We start from the raw sequence: 16580 nt of genomic DNA, 5'->3' as shown, positions 1-16580 counted from the left end.
AAATTGTGAATTGTTAATTCAAGTGTAAAAGTTTCTAAATAATCAATTGCCTCCATCTTTGGGGAGATACATAAAATTTGCACAAAATTCGATTGTAATTTGGCTAAAGCCTTCTCTATCGACAATTCCGAAAACCCCTAGTTAAAACTGGGCTATGCAAAAACATATCAACGATTGACAATTCGTAGCTAACCATCAACAATCAACAATCAACAATTTAAACAATCTCGATATCGTCCGCTGGTTCTTCGACAGGTTCTGGGTTGTCATCAAGCCAAGCCACAAATAATTTATATCCTATTGAAAATACAATTGGCCCAACAAATAATCCGATAAAACCTGACATGATGAAACCACCAATTACACCTAAGAAAATAACAAGCATAGGCACGAGAGCGCCTTTTCCTAATAGAAGTGGTTTTAGCACATTATCTGACAATCCGCTAATGATAAAAAATATCGTCCAAAAAACGGCATGACCAGAATCTCCTGTTGAGAAAAGATAAATAATAACTCCAATATTAATTATAATTGGTCCAATCTGTAAAATAGAAAATATGAGACAAATCAACGTCAAGATTCCAGCATACGGAATATCGGCCCAAAACAATCCGATGGCTTGAATAATAGTCTGAATCACAGCAACGCCTAAAATCCCTTTCACCACTTGATAAATAGTTGAAACCGAAATCGTCATAATTTCTTCGGCTTCGCTTCCAGCAATTTTTTTAAGGAATTTCATAAAGAAAGCTTTTCCGCCCGGCGATACTAATAAAACACCAGCAATAATAACCGATAAAATAAACTGAAGAAATGCAGCGCCAGAACTCAAAATACTTGCCATGATTTTAGACGACAATTCTTTTATCTGATCTTGATATTTAACAACACCCTGTTCTAAATCTGTTGACATGGAAAGTAAAAACTCGTAAAGAGGCTTCCCAATTATAGGCCATTCTTTTATAGAAGCTCCTGGCGGACTAATTTTAAGTGTTCCAGCTTCAAAACTATCTTTTAGTTCTAAAAAATTTCCTGTTGCTTCTTTCAGAAAATAAATAAGAGGCAGCACCATAATGGCAATAATCAAAATAGTAATGACAACCGATGCTAATGTTTTTCGTCCTTTTAATATTTTCTGCAATGAATTAAACAATGGATAAAATACAACAGACAGTATTACTGCCCAAAGAATAGGCATAAAAAAAGGCAAAAGCAATTTCAGACAAAACCCAACAAGGAGAAATATGAAAAATAACTGCAAAATTGTATCAAAGAGTTCTTTCTTTTTATTCGAATAAGTTGTTTTCATGGTTATTGTTTTTAATGGTGAATGGTAATTATGAGTTGTAAATTATGAGTTGTAAATTGTGAATTGTTAATGATAAATGATTTCTTTAAACCCTTACTCTTGCTTCTCTAATCTTGCTTCTTCTCAGTCTTATTATTCGAAAAATTAGCATCTGAAACAAGCCTTCCAATTAAAATAACGGGATATAAAACACCTGTAAGCACCTCAATCTGGACAAGAGAGCGTGCCAAAGGATGGAGAGGCACTATTTCGCCAAAACCTGTTGACGTGATACAGATATAACTGAAATACATAAAACTGGCCAGATCACTATTGCTTGTAAACTTCGATTCTGTTATTTGAAAAGAACCTTCGATATGCTGAAAAAGAAACAAATAAAGTGTAGACCAAAAGTGAACTAACAACATATAAACGACTATTGAACCCACTATACGATAAGTGGTTACAGGGCCAGGCTCTAAAACTTTTATTAAAACCAATGAAATCAAAAGCAACATGATCGCTATAGAAAGAATAAGATCGGCAAATAGGATAAAAATATTATGTTCAGAATAATTAATCCATTGTGTTACAATAAATAAAAATGGAATTATTGAAATAAGAAATGCTTGTTTTTTATGTTTTGAAAGCACTAAAATTCCCGCAAAGAGAAATAGCATCCAAAATATATTGACCGCTACCATAAAACGAGAATAACTGCCAAAAAACGGAATAACAATAAAATGCATGATAAACAAAAGTATCAGCATACCACTGAGTCCTTTCTCTTGAGTCCAAATGCGATATAAAAAATTTCTTTTTTGTACTATCATAATATAAATTCCTAATATTAAATTCCTAATTCTACGGACTAAATTCCAAAGGCTAAATTCCAAATTCCAATCCTGAGACCTAAAGGCAAATTCCAAATATTAAATCCCAAATTACAATTCCGAAACCTCGGGAAAAATTCTATTTTCTATGTTCTATGTTCTATGTTCCATTTTCTATTTTCTATGTTCTATTTTCTGACTTCTTTACTCTTGCTTCTTTCATCTTCAAATCGGTATCGGTTCTACTTCTACTCTTCCTATTGGTCTTCGCCAAAGTTTGAAAAGGAGAATAATGAAAATCGGCAGAAAACAAACAGCCGACATAACGAGATAGATATCTTTATAGGCCAATAATATTGAGGCTTGAGAGGTTTGATTCGAAAGACTCTTTTCAGCTTTTTTCTGCGCTTCGGCATTTGATAATCCCATGTATAAAAATTGTCTTTTCGAATTTTCCAACTGATTTTCGGCTTGTTTATTTATCGGACTCAGCTGCTGACTCAGACCCGTTTTATGCTGTACATTCATATTCGAAATAAAAGTTCCTAAAACAGCGCCTCCCAATAAAGAAGCAAAAACAGCCTGAGCAATAATTCCCGTCATCATGCGTGATGTGCTCAAAAACGGAGGAATTCCCTCAGAAATGTAAAGCAGCGAAACAGGAAAAAGAAACCCCATTCCTAACCCTTTAAAAATTAATGGCAGATAAAAATCAGATGCATCGATTCCTGGATAAAATCTGAAAAACAGTATAATATGATACATTCCGTAGCAAGCAAAACCAATCACCCAAATCGTAGCCAGATAAATGCGTTTGTATAAAAGATAAGTCGAAAGCGGAATCGAGATACACAATCCAATCAGCAATGAAAGATGTGTGACAGCTCCCAAAACAGGATCAAAACCTAAAATATTGGTCATATAGCCTGTTACGACACTTCCTGTGCCGTTCATTATTCCGATATAAAACATCAAAAATGCACCTGGAATCACATTCTTAAATTTGTAAACATCTGGATTTATTAATGGTTCTTCCGTAAAACGAACATGAAGCAGATAGATTCCTGCCACAATAAATAAAACTGCAAAAGCCAGCGTTATTTTAGGATCGCTAAACCAATTTCTTGTCTGTCCTTCGGCACATAAAAAAAGAATTATCGTAAAAAATAAAATCAAGATAATCCAGCCTCGCCAATCAAATTGAAATTTGGTTTTTAGAGGAGCAACATCGGCTTTATAAAAATACCAAGCCAAAAGAATACAGATTAAAAAATTGACATTCAAGAAATAAATTCCAAACGTCCAATTATGAAAACTCACAAAATGTGCTCCTAAGTATTGATACAAATGCTGGCTTCCTTTTTGTATAAACTGAAAAATGCCATACATCAAAGCCATATTTAAAGCAGGATTGTATTTTAATAAAATAGGCACCATCGAAGCAAATATTCCGATAACCGAAACCATTGCCAAAAGAGATCGGCATAAAACAAACCAAGCAATAGTTGGCGCAAACAAGGAAGCTGTATTAAACAACAGAGACAAAAATGAAACCGATAAAATCATGGTACGAACTTTAATCTGTTTTCCTAGTTTTAATCCCAAAGGCAAAAAAGCCAGCATGACAAAAATGGGAATGTAAACCGCATAGCTAAAAGCTGTTGTAGAAGGTCCAAAATGTCCTAATATCTGCGAATTATCATAAGTCGTAACATTGAGTCCGTTAAAAAAAGGAATCGTCAGGATATACAATCCTGCCAGTGTAAAAACGCTTCCTTTTTTTCCTGCAAACATCTATTATTTTTTTACGTCAACTGTTACATTCATTCCGGGTCTAACTTCCTGAAGCTCTTTTGCAGGAGTTTCAAATTCAATTTTAACTGGGATACGCTGTGTGATTTTAACAAAATTTCCAGTAGAGTTATCTGGTTCTACCATTGAGAATTTAGCTCCCGTAGCTGGAGAAAAACCGACTACTTTTCCCTTAAATTCTTTTCCGTCCAAAGCATCAATCGTGATGGTCACTTCTTGTCCATGTTTTATTTTCTCGATTTGAGTCTCCTTAAAATTCGCTGAAATCCATAATTTTTCAGTCAGTACAATTGTCGCAATGGTTTGGTTGGCATTGATTAATTCTCCAATAGATAAATTTCGTTCGCCAACAAAACCATCTGCTGGCGCCATAATCGCAGTATAAGACAGTTGCAATTTTGCCGCATCAAGATCTGCTTTCTTTCTGGCTACCGTTGCAGTGGCCGCTTCTAGATTAATCGAACTTTGTTTGGTAATGGAGCTGCTGGCATCCAAACCTTTTCTGCCCGCCTTAACATAAGCTTCCTCCGATTTCAATTTAGAAATAACCTGATCGTACTGATTTCGCGTTACGGCCGAATCGGCATACATATTTTTGAAACGCTGATAATCTTTTTGGGCTTTTTCTAAACTTGCCAAATCTCCTGCCAGCTTTTCTTTTCCCGAAGCCTGATTAGAAACCGAAGTCGTAATATTTTGCTGTAGTGAATGCAGATTTCCTTCAGCTATAGCCAAATCTGCTTCTGCTTGTTTGACTTTAATGATATATTCTTCGTCATCTAAAACAACCAACGTATCTCCTTTTTTTACCTGCTGATTGGACTCAAATCGTATTTCTTTTATATGCCCTGTAGCACGTGCGGCAACATTATTGATGTAAGCTTCAACTTGGGCATTATTTGTAGTTTCATACGAGCTGAAATCAAAGAATAAACTTAAAATCCACAATCCTCCTGCAATTAAAAAAACAAAAGACAATACTGTGAGAATTGTGTTTCTCTTTTTTTCACTTTTCTGAACCGCTCCGTTTTGTGTATCTGCTTCGCTCATAACAAGAAATTTTAAAGTTTGCCCATTGCATATTGAAGTGAATAATATTGAATGATTAAATCTAAATTGGCGTTTACAAGTGAAATTCGAGAATTGTTTAACTGTAATTCTGCATCTACAATCTCGCTGATTAAAGCAAAATCGTTATCATATCGGCTTTTTACAATTTTATAGTTGCTCATCGACAGCTCGACATCTTTTTTGTAGGTTTTGATATTTTCTTTGCTTTCTGCATATCTGACAAATGCATTTTTTACTTCTGTAGTAATCTGATCTTTGGTGACTTCTAGAGCTATATTGCTTTTATCAATTTCCAGTTTGTCACCGCTTATGCGATGTTTCAAATTATAAAAACTCGAAATATCCCAATTCAAAGAAACTCCTGCTGCCCAGTAATTGAGAATATTTACATAATTCGGCCATTGTGCCGGATACTCTGTATTCAGAATAAGGTTTGCATTTAAGTTGGGTTTAAATCCGCTTTTGGTTAAACTCAGCGAGGATTCAGATAACTTGATTCTTATTCCTGCTCGTTTTATTTCTTCCCTATTCTCAAAAGCTTCTTCTAAACTTTCCTGCAGATTCATATTTTCTGTCGGAATCATACTTTCTGTCACTTCAGGCTTCAGAATCGTATTGGTTGGAAAACCGATTAAAATGTCCAAATAATTGCTAATAAGCTGAATGGTATTAGTGCTTCTAAAAACCGAAACCTTAAAATTAGACTGCTGCAACTCAGTTCTCAAAAGATCACTTGTTAGATTCTGACCATTTTTCACACGCGATTTCAACTGATTTATTCGAATATCGGTATTGATAATATTCTGCTTCGTAACCTCAATCTGGCGATATAATTTCTCAAGTGTAAAATACTGTTCTGTAATGGCATTTTTGACATCGGCTTCAGTCATTTTTACCGCAGATTCCTGCATCTCACTAATTAATTCCTGCTGATTAATTCTGGTGTTAATGGCATTTCCAGCGTAAATTGGAAGTGAAGAAATAATATTGGCAAAAGCTTGATGATCGTAGTAATCTACCGTAACATTTCTGGCATAAAATCCTTCATAAAGTTTAGGATCACCAATATAATTGTATCCGCCATTTAAGCTTATTCTTGGGGCTTTTGCAATTTTTGCCTGACTAACATTTTCGTTGGCAATAGCCAAATCAGCATTTGCCAGTTTTAATTGCCGGTTATTTTTAATGCCTAATAAAATTGCTTCATCGAGTCTTATTTTTTTTGCAGATGCAAGACTGCTGGTATCCTGCTGTGCAAAATTGAAGTTACAGCAGCACAATAAGACAAGAGTCAGATGTTTTAAATTTAAAACTCTAAATTGCCAATAACACATCCGATTATATTGATTTAATTTTTCATTTTTGGGAATCTGTAATCAATATTCTTCAACAAGCCTTTTGGTAAAACTTGAAATCTTTCTTAAAAAAAGTCACGGCGTAAACTCTGAAATTGTTTTTTGCAATAATTATTCTGACAATAAATTTAAACAATTATTATTCAACACTTTATAGTACAAATACTCAAATTTGTTTCATTTTATAAATTGGAACAATTTTGAATGGTTTAAAGCTTATTTTAAACCAAAAAAAATTGCAACAATCAGATGGATCATTGCAATTTTAGAAAGAAATCAAAATATAATTATCGGCGTATAAGTATTATTTTTCTGTTTTCGCTGCGTCAAGTAAAACCGCCAATTGAATACATGGCGAATTGGATCGATTGCTCCACGCATGATTGGTTCCGCGCTGAATGACAATATCTCCAGCTTGCAGTAAAGTTTCTTCTTCATCGACAATCAGGTAAATTTCACCCGAAATAATGATAATATAATCTAAAGTATCGGTCTGATGCATCAACGGATGCGGTTCTCCTTCTAAAGCTATCACTCCCAAATCTCTGTCGGGCGGAATCTGGACATAACGAAAATAACTTCCGTTTTTTGGCGTATTTGGAAAAGCGGTATTTTCTATAATTTTTTCTTCAAATTTTGCTGGAGTCGAATCTGTTGACCAGATATCTGATATGATTAATCCTTGAAAATGCTCCGATACATTCGTTACAATTTCATCTTGTTCTATAATTGATTTTCCGTTTCGTAAGCCTGTTACAATTCTTCTGGGTATTGTTCTCATTCTTTAATTTTATTTTGGCAAAAAACACAATTCATTCCGTTAGGAATGTCGCATTGGTAGAATCAAATTTCAACGCACATTTTTACGTTCCGTAGGAACGTTTGATTAACATCATCGATACCTAATTCGATTGTACAGGTGTCCCTACAGGACACAACGTAAAACGATACCATTTTTTCTACCAATCAAATATCCCTACGGAATATTGTCTCATTTGAAACCTAACAGGTTTTGAAAACCTGTTAGGTTTACTACTAACTAATCTAACTTAAACCATTCATTTACTTCTCTTGCGATGGTATCTTTAATTTCGAGATTTTCAAATTCATTTGAAACCGAATTATATACATAATCTTTTTTCCACTTTTTATAATTCGAAGCCACTTTTTCAATCGCATCGCAGATATAAAAAAGTTCTTCATTGGTTGTAATTGGATGCAGTGACAAACGTACCCAACCTGGTTTATTGGTCTGATTTCGCTGCAATAATTCATTTGTAATTTCTGCCGATTTCTTTTCGTTGATATTAAACAGATAATGCGCATAAGTACTCGCACACGACCAACCTCCACGAACCTGAATTCCGAAACGGTCATTTAAAAGTCTCACAATCAGATTATAGTGAATATCTTCAATCACAAACGAAACACAGCCAATCCGTTCTGTCGTTAAATCTCCCAAAATAGATAATCCTTGTACTTTTTGCAGTCTTGAAAAACAAAGATCAAGCAGTTCTTTTTCTCTTTCTCTAATTTTCCCGACACCCATTTGTTCTTTTAATTCTAAAGCCAATGCCGTCCTAATAACTTGCAAGAATCCTGGAGTTCCACCATCTTCTCTAACTTCTATCACATCGCTGTAACAATATTTTCCTAACGGATTCGTCCATTTTACATTTCCTCCGCCTGGATTATCTGGAAAATCAGATTGGTATAATTTTTCATTGAAAACCAGAATACCGCAAGTTCCCGGACCTCCTAAAAATTTATGCGGAGAAAAGAAAATCGCATCCAATTGTTCTTCTGGATCTTTTGGATGCATATCGATTTTGACATAAGGTGCCGAAGCTGCAAAATCTACAAAACAGAGTCCGCCGTTTTGATGCATGATTTTGGCCAATTTGTGATATGGCGTAATAATTCCTGTAACATTCGAACAAGCCGTAAACGAACCTATTTTTAAGCTTCGGTCTGCATATTTTTTAATTGCTGACGAAAGTACTTTTGGATCAACTAAATTATTTTCATCTGGTGGCAGAATAACTACTTCTGCATTTGTTTCATACCACGAAACTTGATTGGAATGATGCTCCATGTGTGTTATAAAAACCACAGGTCTATCTTCTTCAGAGTTTGTTCGAAGCGCCATAATACGCTGCAATTTGGATAATGCTGCAGTCATCCCGCTTCCGGTAGTTACCAAAACATCCGATTCGTTGGCGTTAACTGATTTTTTTATAATATCTCTTGCATGCTGATAGGCATAAGTAGAGGTTTTTCCTGTCTGACTTGAAAGTGAATGCGTATTGGCAATCATTGGACCAATTTTATTGAGCATTATATCTTCAATCGGGGCGTATAATCTTCCGCTGGCAACCCAGTCTGCATAGACTAGATTCTGTTCTCCGCAAACCGATTCGAAAGTATGATCAATTCCTACGGTGTTCTCTCTAAATTTAGAAAAGTGACACTCAGGTTCTGTTGGTTTTGTTGTTGGCTCAATAGCATTCATATCCTTATCATTTTAAATTAAATTATACTGTTTAAGTAAACTTTACCACACTATTTGTCATTCCGAGGAACGAGGAATCTCCGTCCTATATTCCGCAAAAAATTAACTCCCTTCTTTGAGGAGTTTCTTGCGGAGATCTTTCCTTCGTCAGGATGACAAGATTGGGTATTTTTTTATCAAATTTTATTTTCTAAAAGTCTTTTCAATGTAGATTGCAATTCTTCTCCGTGCAGGTTTTTTGCAACGATTATTCCTTTAGAATCAATTAAATAATTACCTGGAATGGCTCTTACACCATATAATTTTGCAACAGCACTGTTCCAGAAAAGCAAATCAGAAACTTGTGTCCAGGTTAAATTATCGTCTTTAATTCCTTTAATCCAGTTTTCTTTCTTTTTATCAAGAGAGATTGCCACAATGTTGAATCCTTTGTCGTGAAATTCTTTGTAAGCCGCAACAATATTCGGATTCTCTTTTCGGCAAGGACCGCACCATGAAGCCCAGAAATCTACCAAAGTATAGCCTTTCAAATTGTCATAAAGGCGAACTGGCTTTCCATCAGGATCATTTGCTGTAAAATCTGGGGCTTTTTTACCTACCGCTAATCCGTCTAAAACAATAGCCAGTTCTTTTAATTCTTTCACATAAGTGGTATTTTGAAGGCTTTTATCCAACAAAGCAATATTTTGTGTAATCTGTTCAGGTGTTAATCTGTACGACCAGTTTCTGTATAGAACATAAGCAGAAACAATAGATTTTGGGTTTTCTGTTATGAACTTACTGATTTCTACATCTTTGCTCTTTTTATAGGTTTCAAACAAATCCTGAGAAGCAGAACCTTCAACCACAGAAGCGGTATAATATTTCTTCGGACTTAGTTTTACTGTAATAGGATCTTTCTCAAGGAAAATATACAATGGTGAACTTTGCGTATTTACGCTCAATCCGTACAATTCTGGCGTTTTTACTTTTGTTTTAAAACTAAAATTTCCATCTTTTACTTTTGCCGAATCAATCGTAGTAAACATTTTATTGTGAAACTTCTGCAAATAAACATATTGCGCTACAGTGTCGACAACTGTTCCTTTTAATTGTAAATTATTTTCCTGTGCCTGAATTTGAAAGGCTCCAAGAAACAAAGCAAAACCTAATAGTATTTTTTTCATTTTATTTTTAGTTTTAAGATTAGACAAAAGAATTTCAGGCCAATGCCAAAAGCATTAGCATTATTGCTATTTTATAAAGGGAATCTGGGATAAACTACTGTTTTCGCATTCAGAAAAAAGCAAAGCTGTTTTCTTCAAAAATGGAATTCAAAAGTTCATAACCGGCGTAAAAAATTGATTCTGCTTTCATAATAAAGATTTTATTGGATGAACTTAAACAGATTTACGGATGAAATCTTTCTTATCTGCCCGCATACAGCGGAAGGATTTAGCACCTTATTCGGCAACAGGTTGCTAAGACTTCAATGGGCCTATTCCCTCAGTCTTTCTGGATAAGTATCATTTTATAATTTTTCTGACACAAATATATATTAATTCTATCTAATTAGTCAAGTTTTAAATGTACTTTTTAAAATTTTATTTCACAAAACACATTTCACAAAACATAAACGTATAAAATACAGTATAATAGAATAAAATAATATTTTTATATCATACTTTTTACAACAAAAATTAATACGTATTCTTGCTCAAAAAAGGCAAAAACAAAATTGTTATTAAAGAAAAACGTGCAGGTATTTGTTTTTTTCCAGATTTGGAAGAGCTTCCGTTAATCCTTTTTCGAGATTTGATGTAATTAACCCCAGCATTTCTTTTAGGTCATTAAAACTATTTGGTTTTACAAAATAACAGGCTGCGCCAAGATTTGCGGCAGCTTCCATATCATTTTTATGTGAAGAAGTAGAAATCATAATTACAGGAATGTTTTTATAACGTTCTTCCATTTTTAACTGTCTCAAACATTCCCAGCCATTCATTATTGGCATATTTAAATCCAGAAACACCACCCCAGGATTTTTATCTTGATTTTTTAGCATTTTCAATGCTTCATCACCATTTTCTGCACAATGACAAATAATATTTTGGTCTATATCGGCCAAAGCTTCGCAAAACATTTCTGCGTCATCTTGGTCATCATCGGCTAATAATATTATTTTATTACTCATAATTAAATGTCTTGTTCTTTTTGCTCAAATGGCAGCGTAATGCTAAAAATTGCTCCTTTATCAGCGATTCCTGTTGCGGTAATGCTTCCGCCATGACGTTCTGCAATTTTTTTACAAAGAGATAATCCTAAACCTGTTCCTTCATAACGGTCTTTAGAATTTAAGCGGGTGAAGGTTTCAAAAATGCGTCCAGTCTGATCCAGATCGAACCCGATTCCGTTATCTTCTACCATAATTGTGGCCTTTCTTTTACCGTCTTCGAAATGCTCTTTTGCACTAATTGTAATCTGTGGCGGAACATTTTCTCTAGCAAATTTAATAGAATTATTTATCAGATTATAAAACAGTTGATAAAGCAACACAGAAGCTCCTTCAATAATGGGAAGTTCTTTATAATAAATATTTCCATCTGTTTGTTGAAGCGCAATTTCAAGATCGGTTTCTATATTTTTAATGACTTCATTAAGATCTACTATTGTTGCTTTTTGCGAATCGGCGTTGATTTTAGAATACGCCAACACTCCGTCAATCATATTAAACATACGATCTGCCGCGACATGAATTCTTTCAATATATCTCGATGCCGATTCGTCTAACTGATTTTCAAGATGATCTTCTAAACGGCTTACAAATGTCTTTATTTTTCTAACGGGTTCTTTTAAATCGTGCGAAGCAACATGGGCAAATTGCTGTAAATCGTCATTAGAGCGCTGCAATTCTTTGGTACGGTCTGCCACTAAAATTTCCAGTTTTTCGGTATTTGATTTTTGTTCATGAATATCTGTGCAAGTTCCAAACCAATTGGTTATAATACCTTCTTTATCTCTAATGGGAAGCGCTTTACTCAGAAACCAGCGATATTCTCCTGTACTTCCATTTTTTAAGCGAAATTCTATTTGATACGAAGAACCCGCATGAACACTTTGATACCAAGTTTTTAAAACCGTAGAAACATCGTCTGGATACAGTGTCGGAACCCAGCTCGAATCGCCAAATTCGTGTTCATTAAAGCCTGTATATTCATACCATCTGCTGTTATAATAATCTATAAATCCGTCTTGTTTGGCAGTCCAGATAATTTGCGGAACCAAATCTGCAAGCTGTCTAAATTTCTCCTCACTTTCTGCAATAACGTTTTGAAGTTCTTTTTGCGAAGTAATATCACTAGAAGCGCCAAACCATTCTACAATCTTTTCTTTTTCATCTAATATTGGAACTACTCTAGAGAAAACCCATCTAACAGAATCATCATCATTTACGATTTTGTGTTCCATTTCAAAAATGCTTTTCTCCACGATAGATTTAGAAATAAGATGAACAGCCTGCTGCAAATCACTCGGATGGACAAACTTATCCAGCCAATTGACACCATGCCCTTTGGAACTAGAAAGTCTTCCGCCACCTTCAAGACTGTGCATAATCATCCAATCGGCATCCATACGGTACACCATATCAGATGATGCATTGATTAAAGCCTTAAAACGGTTTTCGCTTTTTTCCATTTTCTGGCGGGCTACAACCTGTTCTGTCACTTCAACAGCAACTTGTATCATTCCCGTTATCTGTCCTTCTTCTATTAACGGACGATAGGCCAGATTATAATAATAGTTTTTTAATTCTCCAGTACGGTTGTGCGGTACAAGAACCTCACTTTGGTCAAAAGGAATTCCTTCGTTATAGACCTTTAAAACCTGTTCCCAAACATATTGCCCTTCAAGTTCTGGCAATACATCAATCAATCGCATGCCAATAATTTCTTCGCCACGGCCTATCATTTGGAGCATATGTTTATTTATCTGCTCAATAATTAGATCGTCTCCCCTTAGCACTAAAGTCGGAGCCGGCGTCTGATGAATCATTTTGCGGAAACGTTTTTCGCTTTGCTGCAACCTTTCTTCGGCTTGTTTACTTTCTGTAATATCTCTTGTTGTTCCAACTACAAGCTTAACTTCTCTATTTTCATTAAATACTGGAACAAATATATAGTCGTAAATTCTTCTTCCGAGTTCTGCATGAGGAAAAGAAACTGTTCCTCTAATCGATCTTTTTTCTGCAACTACAGTATCTATTTCCTGTTCGTGCATTTCGGCATGCCAATCTTCATAACCATTTTCTCTTAATCCACGCCCGATAGCATCTTCTGCCGATTTCCCCCACATTGTTAATAATGCTTTGTTGGCGTAAGTGAATTTATAATCCAAATCAAATACATAAACTAGATCTGGAGTTCCGTTTACTATAGAATTGTATAATATTTTTTGTTTTTCTGCATCAATCAATGCATTATTCAGAATGGTTTCGGCGTGTTTCTTTTCGGTAATATCTTCCATTGTTACCACCAATAGTTCATCTTGTAAAACAGCAGTAAATTTCAAACAGTGTCTTCCTGTTTCATCCTCATACCATTGTTCAAAATTGGCTGTAATTCCTGTTTCTACAGTTTCAATAAACTTTTCGAGAAAAGCAGTCGCTTTTATTTTAGAAAAAACTTTGCTGAATCTTTTGCCTTTGTAGTCTTCATCATTGATCCAGTTTATTATATAACTGTTAAACAACAATATAGAAAAATCTTCGATCCTATTTTTGCTATTGCGCAAAGATTTTAAAACTGCAATACCATTTGGCGCAGCATTAAAAACGGTTTTAAAAAGGTCTAAATTATTTATTAACTCCATTATCGTATTGAGTGAAAATAATTTCTAATGCTGCTTAATTTTACAAAAGACATTTAAATATGTTAAATTCTTTCTCAAATATAGAGAAAAACGCTTTTACTTTAAACATTCTATAAAATGATTTTAATCTAAAAAACATCCTGAAATTCTTTTCTTACAAACATTAAAAAAAGCTGAATCCTTAAAGATTCAGCTTTTGCTTCTTTAAATTACCAAACAATTATCACTTGATAGAATCGGTTTTAACAGTCGTGGTTGTATCAATATTGATGGTATCCATTTCTGGTCCAACTGTGTCCATAGTATTTTGAATAGTATCATTTTCGTACGATTCTGTTGTAGTGCTTTCATTCTTTTTACAAGAAAAGGCCAATCCTGCAAGAAGAATCAACAGTGCTGCTTTCGTTTTTATTTGCGTTTTCATAAGTATATTTTTTTATTGAATAATATCTATTTTAATAATTATAAAAATAGTCGTTTTTATAAATGTGCTCTTTACACAATTTCTAGAACTTATTATATAATGTGATTACTTCTTTTTCTTTTTTATACTATCTCGTTTTAGTTTCATTAAAGGAGCTTATTATTCCTATGAAAATAACAAGAATCAATTTTTTTACTTTATAAATAATAATTTGCTTTTACAGTTTGCGATAAGAAACTATTATTCAAACAATTACACTTACAGCATTTGTTTTTAATTCTTACATAAAACCGTGCTGGAAATCCTATAAAATTTTAGAATCAAAACTGTAAGTCTCTTCCAACATTTACTTACTAGCTTTGAAATGAATGCATTGCGTTCTTTAAAACGATTTAAAATGGAAAATTCAAATCAAAATATTAATGAAGGAAGCATCACCTCTGGTGATAATGTTTCCTTCTGGATCGATTCTACTGATATAATTGCTTTCGAAAAACCAAATCAGGATGTTAAAACCGAAGTTCTAATTATTGGAGGCGGTATTGCCGGACTTACAACTGCTTACAAACTTTTAAAAGCAGGAAAAAAAGTAGTTTTGGCAGAAGACGGTTTTATAGGAAGCGGAGAAACCGGAAGAACTACAGCGCATTTAACTTGCGCTTTGGATGATCGATATTATTATCTTCAGAATACTTTTGGCAAAGAAAACGCGCAACTTGCCGCCGAAAGCCATTCAGCCGCGATTGATGAAATCGAAAAAATCGTTACCGAATTAAACATTGAATGTGATTTTGAAAGAGTAAATGGCTATTTATTCCTTCATCCGAATGACAAAGAAAAAAATCTCGATAAAGAATTTGAAGCCACACAAAATGCTGGTTTAGAAACCGTTCTTTTAAATCACACACCCTCTCTTGCAGAAGCTCAGGATCAAAGATGTCTGGCCTTTAAAAATCAGGCACAATTTCATATTTTACATTATCTCAAAGGACTTTCTAAAGCCATAATCGAACTTGGCGGAACTATCTATACTGAAGCTCATGCCGAAAATATAACCGAAAAGGGTGCAACCGTAAATGGTTTTGAATTTAGCGCCAAATATGTAGTGGTTGCAACCAATACGCCAATAAATGACGTTTTGACTATGCATACCAAACAGCATGCTTATAGAACCTACGTTATCGGGGGAAAAATTCCGAAAGGCAGTCTGCCACATGCTTTGTGGTGGGATACCGGAGATCCAGAATCTAAATGGGTTGCACAACCGTATCATTATGTACGATTGCAAAATTTTGATGAAGAGTATGATTTGCTGATTATTGGCGGTGAAGATCATAAAACGGGACAAGCCGACGAAGAAGGAATTTCTGAATTCTCGCGCTATGAACTCTTAGAAATTTGGGCTAAAAAATATTTCCCATTACTAGATGAAATCAGTTACAAATGGTCTGGGCAAGTAATGGAACCTTTTGATTCTTTAGGTTTTCTAGGCAGAAATCCAGGCGATCAGAATGTCTTTGTCATTACTGGAGATTCTGGAAACGGAATGACGCATGCCACTATTGGAGCCATGATTATTTCTGACATGATTCAGGGAATTGAAAATAAATGGCAGGATTTGTACAGTCCGTCGCGAATTACTTTTAAAGCGATTGGAGATTACATGAAAGAGGCTGGAAATATGGCTTCGCAATATCTTGATTGGATTACGGGAGCTGATCTTGACAACACAGCCGATTTACAAGCTGGAGAAGGCGGTATTCTTTCTTTCGGATTGCGAAAAGTGGCTGTTTACCGAGATTACGACAAAACACTTCATGCCTTTTCCGCTGTTTGTCCGCATTTGGGTTGCATTGTTCAATGGAATTCAGATGAAAAATCTTTTGACTGCCCATGTCACGGTTCAAGATTTGCATCTGACGGAACGGTGCTAAATGGCCCAGCCGAAAGCAATTTAAGCAATATAAAAATCAAATAATACTTTCCACTTTTTCATTTTTTTTACTTGGAAACATCTGTGCAAATTTGTGCAGATGTTTTTTTATGTTGTCAAATTAAACATTTATTTTATCAAAACTGTTTCAAAAAAATAAAGGCTAACTTTTTTGTCCAAGTCAGCCTTTAGTTTTTTAAATCAATCTGTTTTTGTCTCTTCATTTCCAAAAGTACTAATGTTCATATCAGAGCTCTTTTTATGCCTTAGTTCTTCATAATCACTATCATCTCCCCAATCTCCCGTGTTCGGTTTTTGAACAGCTTCGTTTCTTTCCTGTAAATTTTCGTCTATGCTTTCCTCATGCGGAAAATACATATGATATCCCAAAATCGGATCCCAATTTGATTCCTGAGTACGATCTACACCTTCTTGGGATAAATCGTTCTGATTATTTCTTCTGTCCATTTTTTTTCTGGTTTACACTTTCTTAAAATTGAAAGC

The 16580-nt window shown here is 34.6% G+C and carries 13 protein-coding genes and 1 riboswitch; of the genes, 1 reads left to right on the top strand and 12 read right to left on the bottom strand.

The window, feature by feature from the left end; all coding sequences use genetic code 11:
• Positions 1-217 precede the first annotated feature (217 nt).
• The 11 genes from ABXT06_RS03045 to ABXT06_RS02995 all read right to left on the bottom strand — a co-directional run bounded on the left by ABXT06_RS03045 (position 218) and on the right by ABXT06_RS02995 (position 14143).
• Complete coding sequence (locus ABXT06_RS03045) at positions 218-1309, bottom strand: AI-2E family transporter (protein ID WP_354589419.1); 1092 nt, start codon at positions 1307-1309, stop codon at positions 218-220.
• A 107-nt stretch (positions 1310-1416) separates the two neighbouring features.
• The gene (locus ABXT06_RS03040; RefSeq protein WP_354589418.1) at positions 1417-2121 is read right to left on the bottom strand and encodes an ion channel; all 705 of its coding nucleotides are present in this window, start codon (positions 2119-2121) and stop codon (positions 1417-1419) included.
• A 225-nt stretch (positions 2122-2346) separates the two neighbouring features.
• Positions 2347-3915 carry an efflux MFS transporter permease gene (locus ABXT06_RS03035; RefSeq protein WP_354589417.1) on the bottom strand — a complete coding sequence of 523 codons (1569 nt, stop codon included), beginning with the start codon at positions 3913-3915 and terminating at the stop codon, positions 2347-2349.
• A gap of 3 nt (positions 3916-3918) precedes the next feature.
• Positions 3919-4983, bottom strand: a complete 1065-nt coding sequence (locus ABXT06_RS03030) for an HlyD family secretion protein (protein WP_354589416.1) — start codon at positions 4981-4983, stop codon at positions 3919-3921.
• Positions 4984-4994: 11 nt separating this feature from the next.
• On the bottom strand, positions 4995-6338 hold the full coding sequence (locus ABXT06_RS03025; protein WP_354589415.1) for a TolC family protein: 1344 nt from the start codon (positions 6336-6338) through the stop codon (positions 4995-4997).
• Between the two features lie 325 nt (positions 6339-6663).
• Positions 6664-7140, bottom strand: coding sequence for a cupin domain-containing protein (locus ABXT06_RS03020; RefSeq protein WP_354589414.1), 477 nt, complete (start codon positions 7138-7140; stop codon positions 6664-6666).
• A 258-nt stretch (positions 7141-7398) separates the two neighbouring features.
• Positions 7399-8871, bottom strand: a complete 1473-nt coding sequence (locus ABXT06_RS03015) for an aminotransferase class V-fold PLP-dependent enzyme (RefSeq protein WP_354589413.1) — start codon at positions 8869-8871, stop codon at positions 7399-7401.
• Between the two features lie 176 nt (positions 8872-9047).
• Positions 9048-10037 carry a redoxin domain-containing protein gene (locus tag ABXT06_RS03010; protein WP_354589412.1) on the bottom strand — a complete coding sequence of 330 codons (990 nt, stop codon included), beginning with the start codon at positions 10035-10037 and terminating at the stop codon, positions 9048-9050.
• A gap of 238 nt (positions 10038-10275) precedes the next feature.
• Positions 10276-10376, bottom strand: a riboswitch (SAM riboswitch).
• A 218-nt stretch (positions 10377-10594) separates the two neighbouring features.
• The gene (locus tag ABXT06_RS03005) at positions 10595-11044 is read right to left on the bottom strand and encodes a response regulator (protein ID WP_354589411.1); all 450 of its coding nucleotides are present in this window, start codon (positions 11042-11044) and stop codon (positions 10595-10597) included.
• Positions 11045-11046: 2 nt separating this feature from the next.
• Positions 11047-13719: a PAS domain-containing sensor histidine kinase gene (locus ABXT06_RS03000; protein WP_354589410.1), complete on the bottom strand. Its 2673-nt coding sequence runs from the start codon at positions 13717-13719 to the stop codon at positions 11047-11049.
• Between the two features lie 223 nt (positions 13720-13942).
• On the bottom strand, positions 13943-14143 hold the full coding sequence (locus ABXT06_RS02995; protein WP_354589409.1) for a hypothetical protein: 201 nt from the start codon (positions 14141-14143) through the stop codon (positions 13943-13945).
• A 397-nt stretch (positions 14144-14540) separates the two neighbouring features.
• Between ABXT06_RS02995 and ABXT06_RS02990 the strand changes: the two genes are divergently transcribed.
• Positions 14541-16121 carry an FAD-dependent oxidoreductase gene (locus ABXT06_RS02990; protein ID WP_354589408.1) on the top strand — a complete coding sequence of 527 codons (1581 nt, stop codon included), beginning with the start codon at positions 14541-14543 and terminating at the stop codon, positions 16119-16121.
• A gap of 156 nt (positions 16122-16277) precedes the next feature.
• On the opposite strand, the gene ABXT06_RS02985 is transcribed toward ABXT06_RS02990, so the two are convergent.
• Positions 16278-16544: a hypothetical protein gene (locus tag ABXT06_RS02985; RefSeq protein ID WP_354589407.1), complete on the bottom strand. Its 267-nt coding sequence runs from the start codon at positions 16542-16544 to the stop codon at positions 16278-16280.
• Positions 16545-16580: the final 36 nt, after the last annotated feature.

Source organism: Flavobacterium sp. UW10123 (genome assembly GCF_040538975.1).
Taxonomy (GTDB): Bacteria; Bacteroidota; Bacteroidia; order Flavobacteriales; family Flavobacteriaceae; genus Flavobacterium.
This window is presented reverse-complemented; position numbering and strand designations above follow the sequence as displayed.

Coding starts and splice junctions, on each gene's coding strand:
- ABXT06_RS03030 (WP_354589416.1), bottom strand. CDS start 4,983: ATGAGCGAAGCAGATACACAAAACGGAGCGGTTCAGAAAAGTGAAAAA.
- ABXT06_RS03020 (WP_354589414.1), bottom strand. CDS start 7,140: ATGAGAACAATACCCAGAAGAATTGTAACAGGCTTACGAAACGGAAAA.
- ABXT06_RS03025 (WP_354589415.1), bottom strand. CDS start 6,338: ATGTGTTATTGGCAATTTAGAGTTTTAAATTTAAAACATCTGACTCTT.
- ABXT06_RS02985 (WP_354589407.1), bottom strand. CDS start 16,544: ATGGACAGAAGAAATAATCAGAACGATTTATCCCAAGAAGGTGTAGAT.
- ABXT06_RS03000 (WP_354589410.1), bottom strand. CDS start 13,719: ATGGAGTTAATAAATAATTTAGACCTTTTTAAAACCGTTTTTAATGCT.
- ABXT06_RS03040 (WP_354589418.1), bottom strand. CDS start 2,121: ATGATAGTACAAAAAAGAAATTTTTTATATCGCATTTGGACTCAAGAG.
- ABXT06_RS03035 (WP_354589417.1), bottom strand. CDS start 3,915: ATGTTTGCAGGAAAAAAAGGAAGCGTTTTTACACTGGCAGGATTGTAT.
- ABXT06_RS03005 (WP_354589411.1), bottom strand. CDS start 11,044: ATGAGTAATAAAATAATATTATTAGCCGATGATGACCAAGATGACGCA.
- ABXT06_RS02995 (WP_354589409.1), bottom strand. CDS start 14,143: ATGAAAACGCAAATAAAAACGAAAGCAGCACTGTTGATTCTTCTTGCA.
- ABXT06_RS03045 (WP_354589419.1), bottom strand. CDS start 1,309: ATGAAAACAACTTATTCGAATAAAAAGAAAGAACTCTTTGATACAATT.
- ABXT06_RS03010 (WP_354589412.1), bottom strand. CDS start 10,037: ATGAAAAAAATACTATTAGGTTTTGCTTTGTTTCTTGGAGCCTTTCAA.
- ABXT06_RS03015 (WP_354589413.1), bottom strand. CDS start 8,871: ATGAATGCTATTGAGCCAACAACAAAACCAACAGAACCTGAGTGTCAC.
- ABXT06_RS02990 (WP_354589408.1), top strand. CDS start 14,541: ATGGAAAATTCAAATCAAAATATTAATGAAGGAAGCATCACCTCTGGT.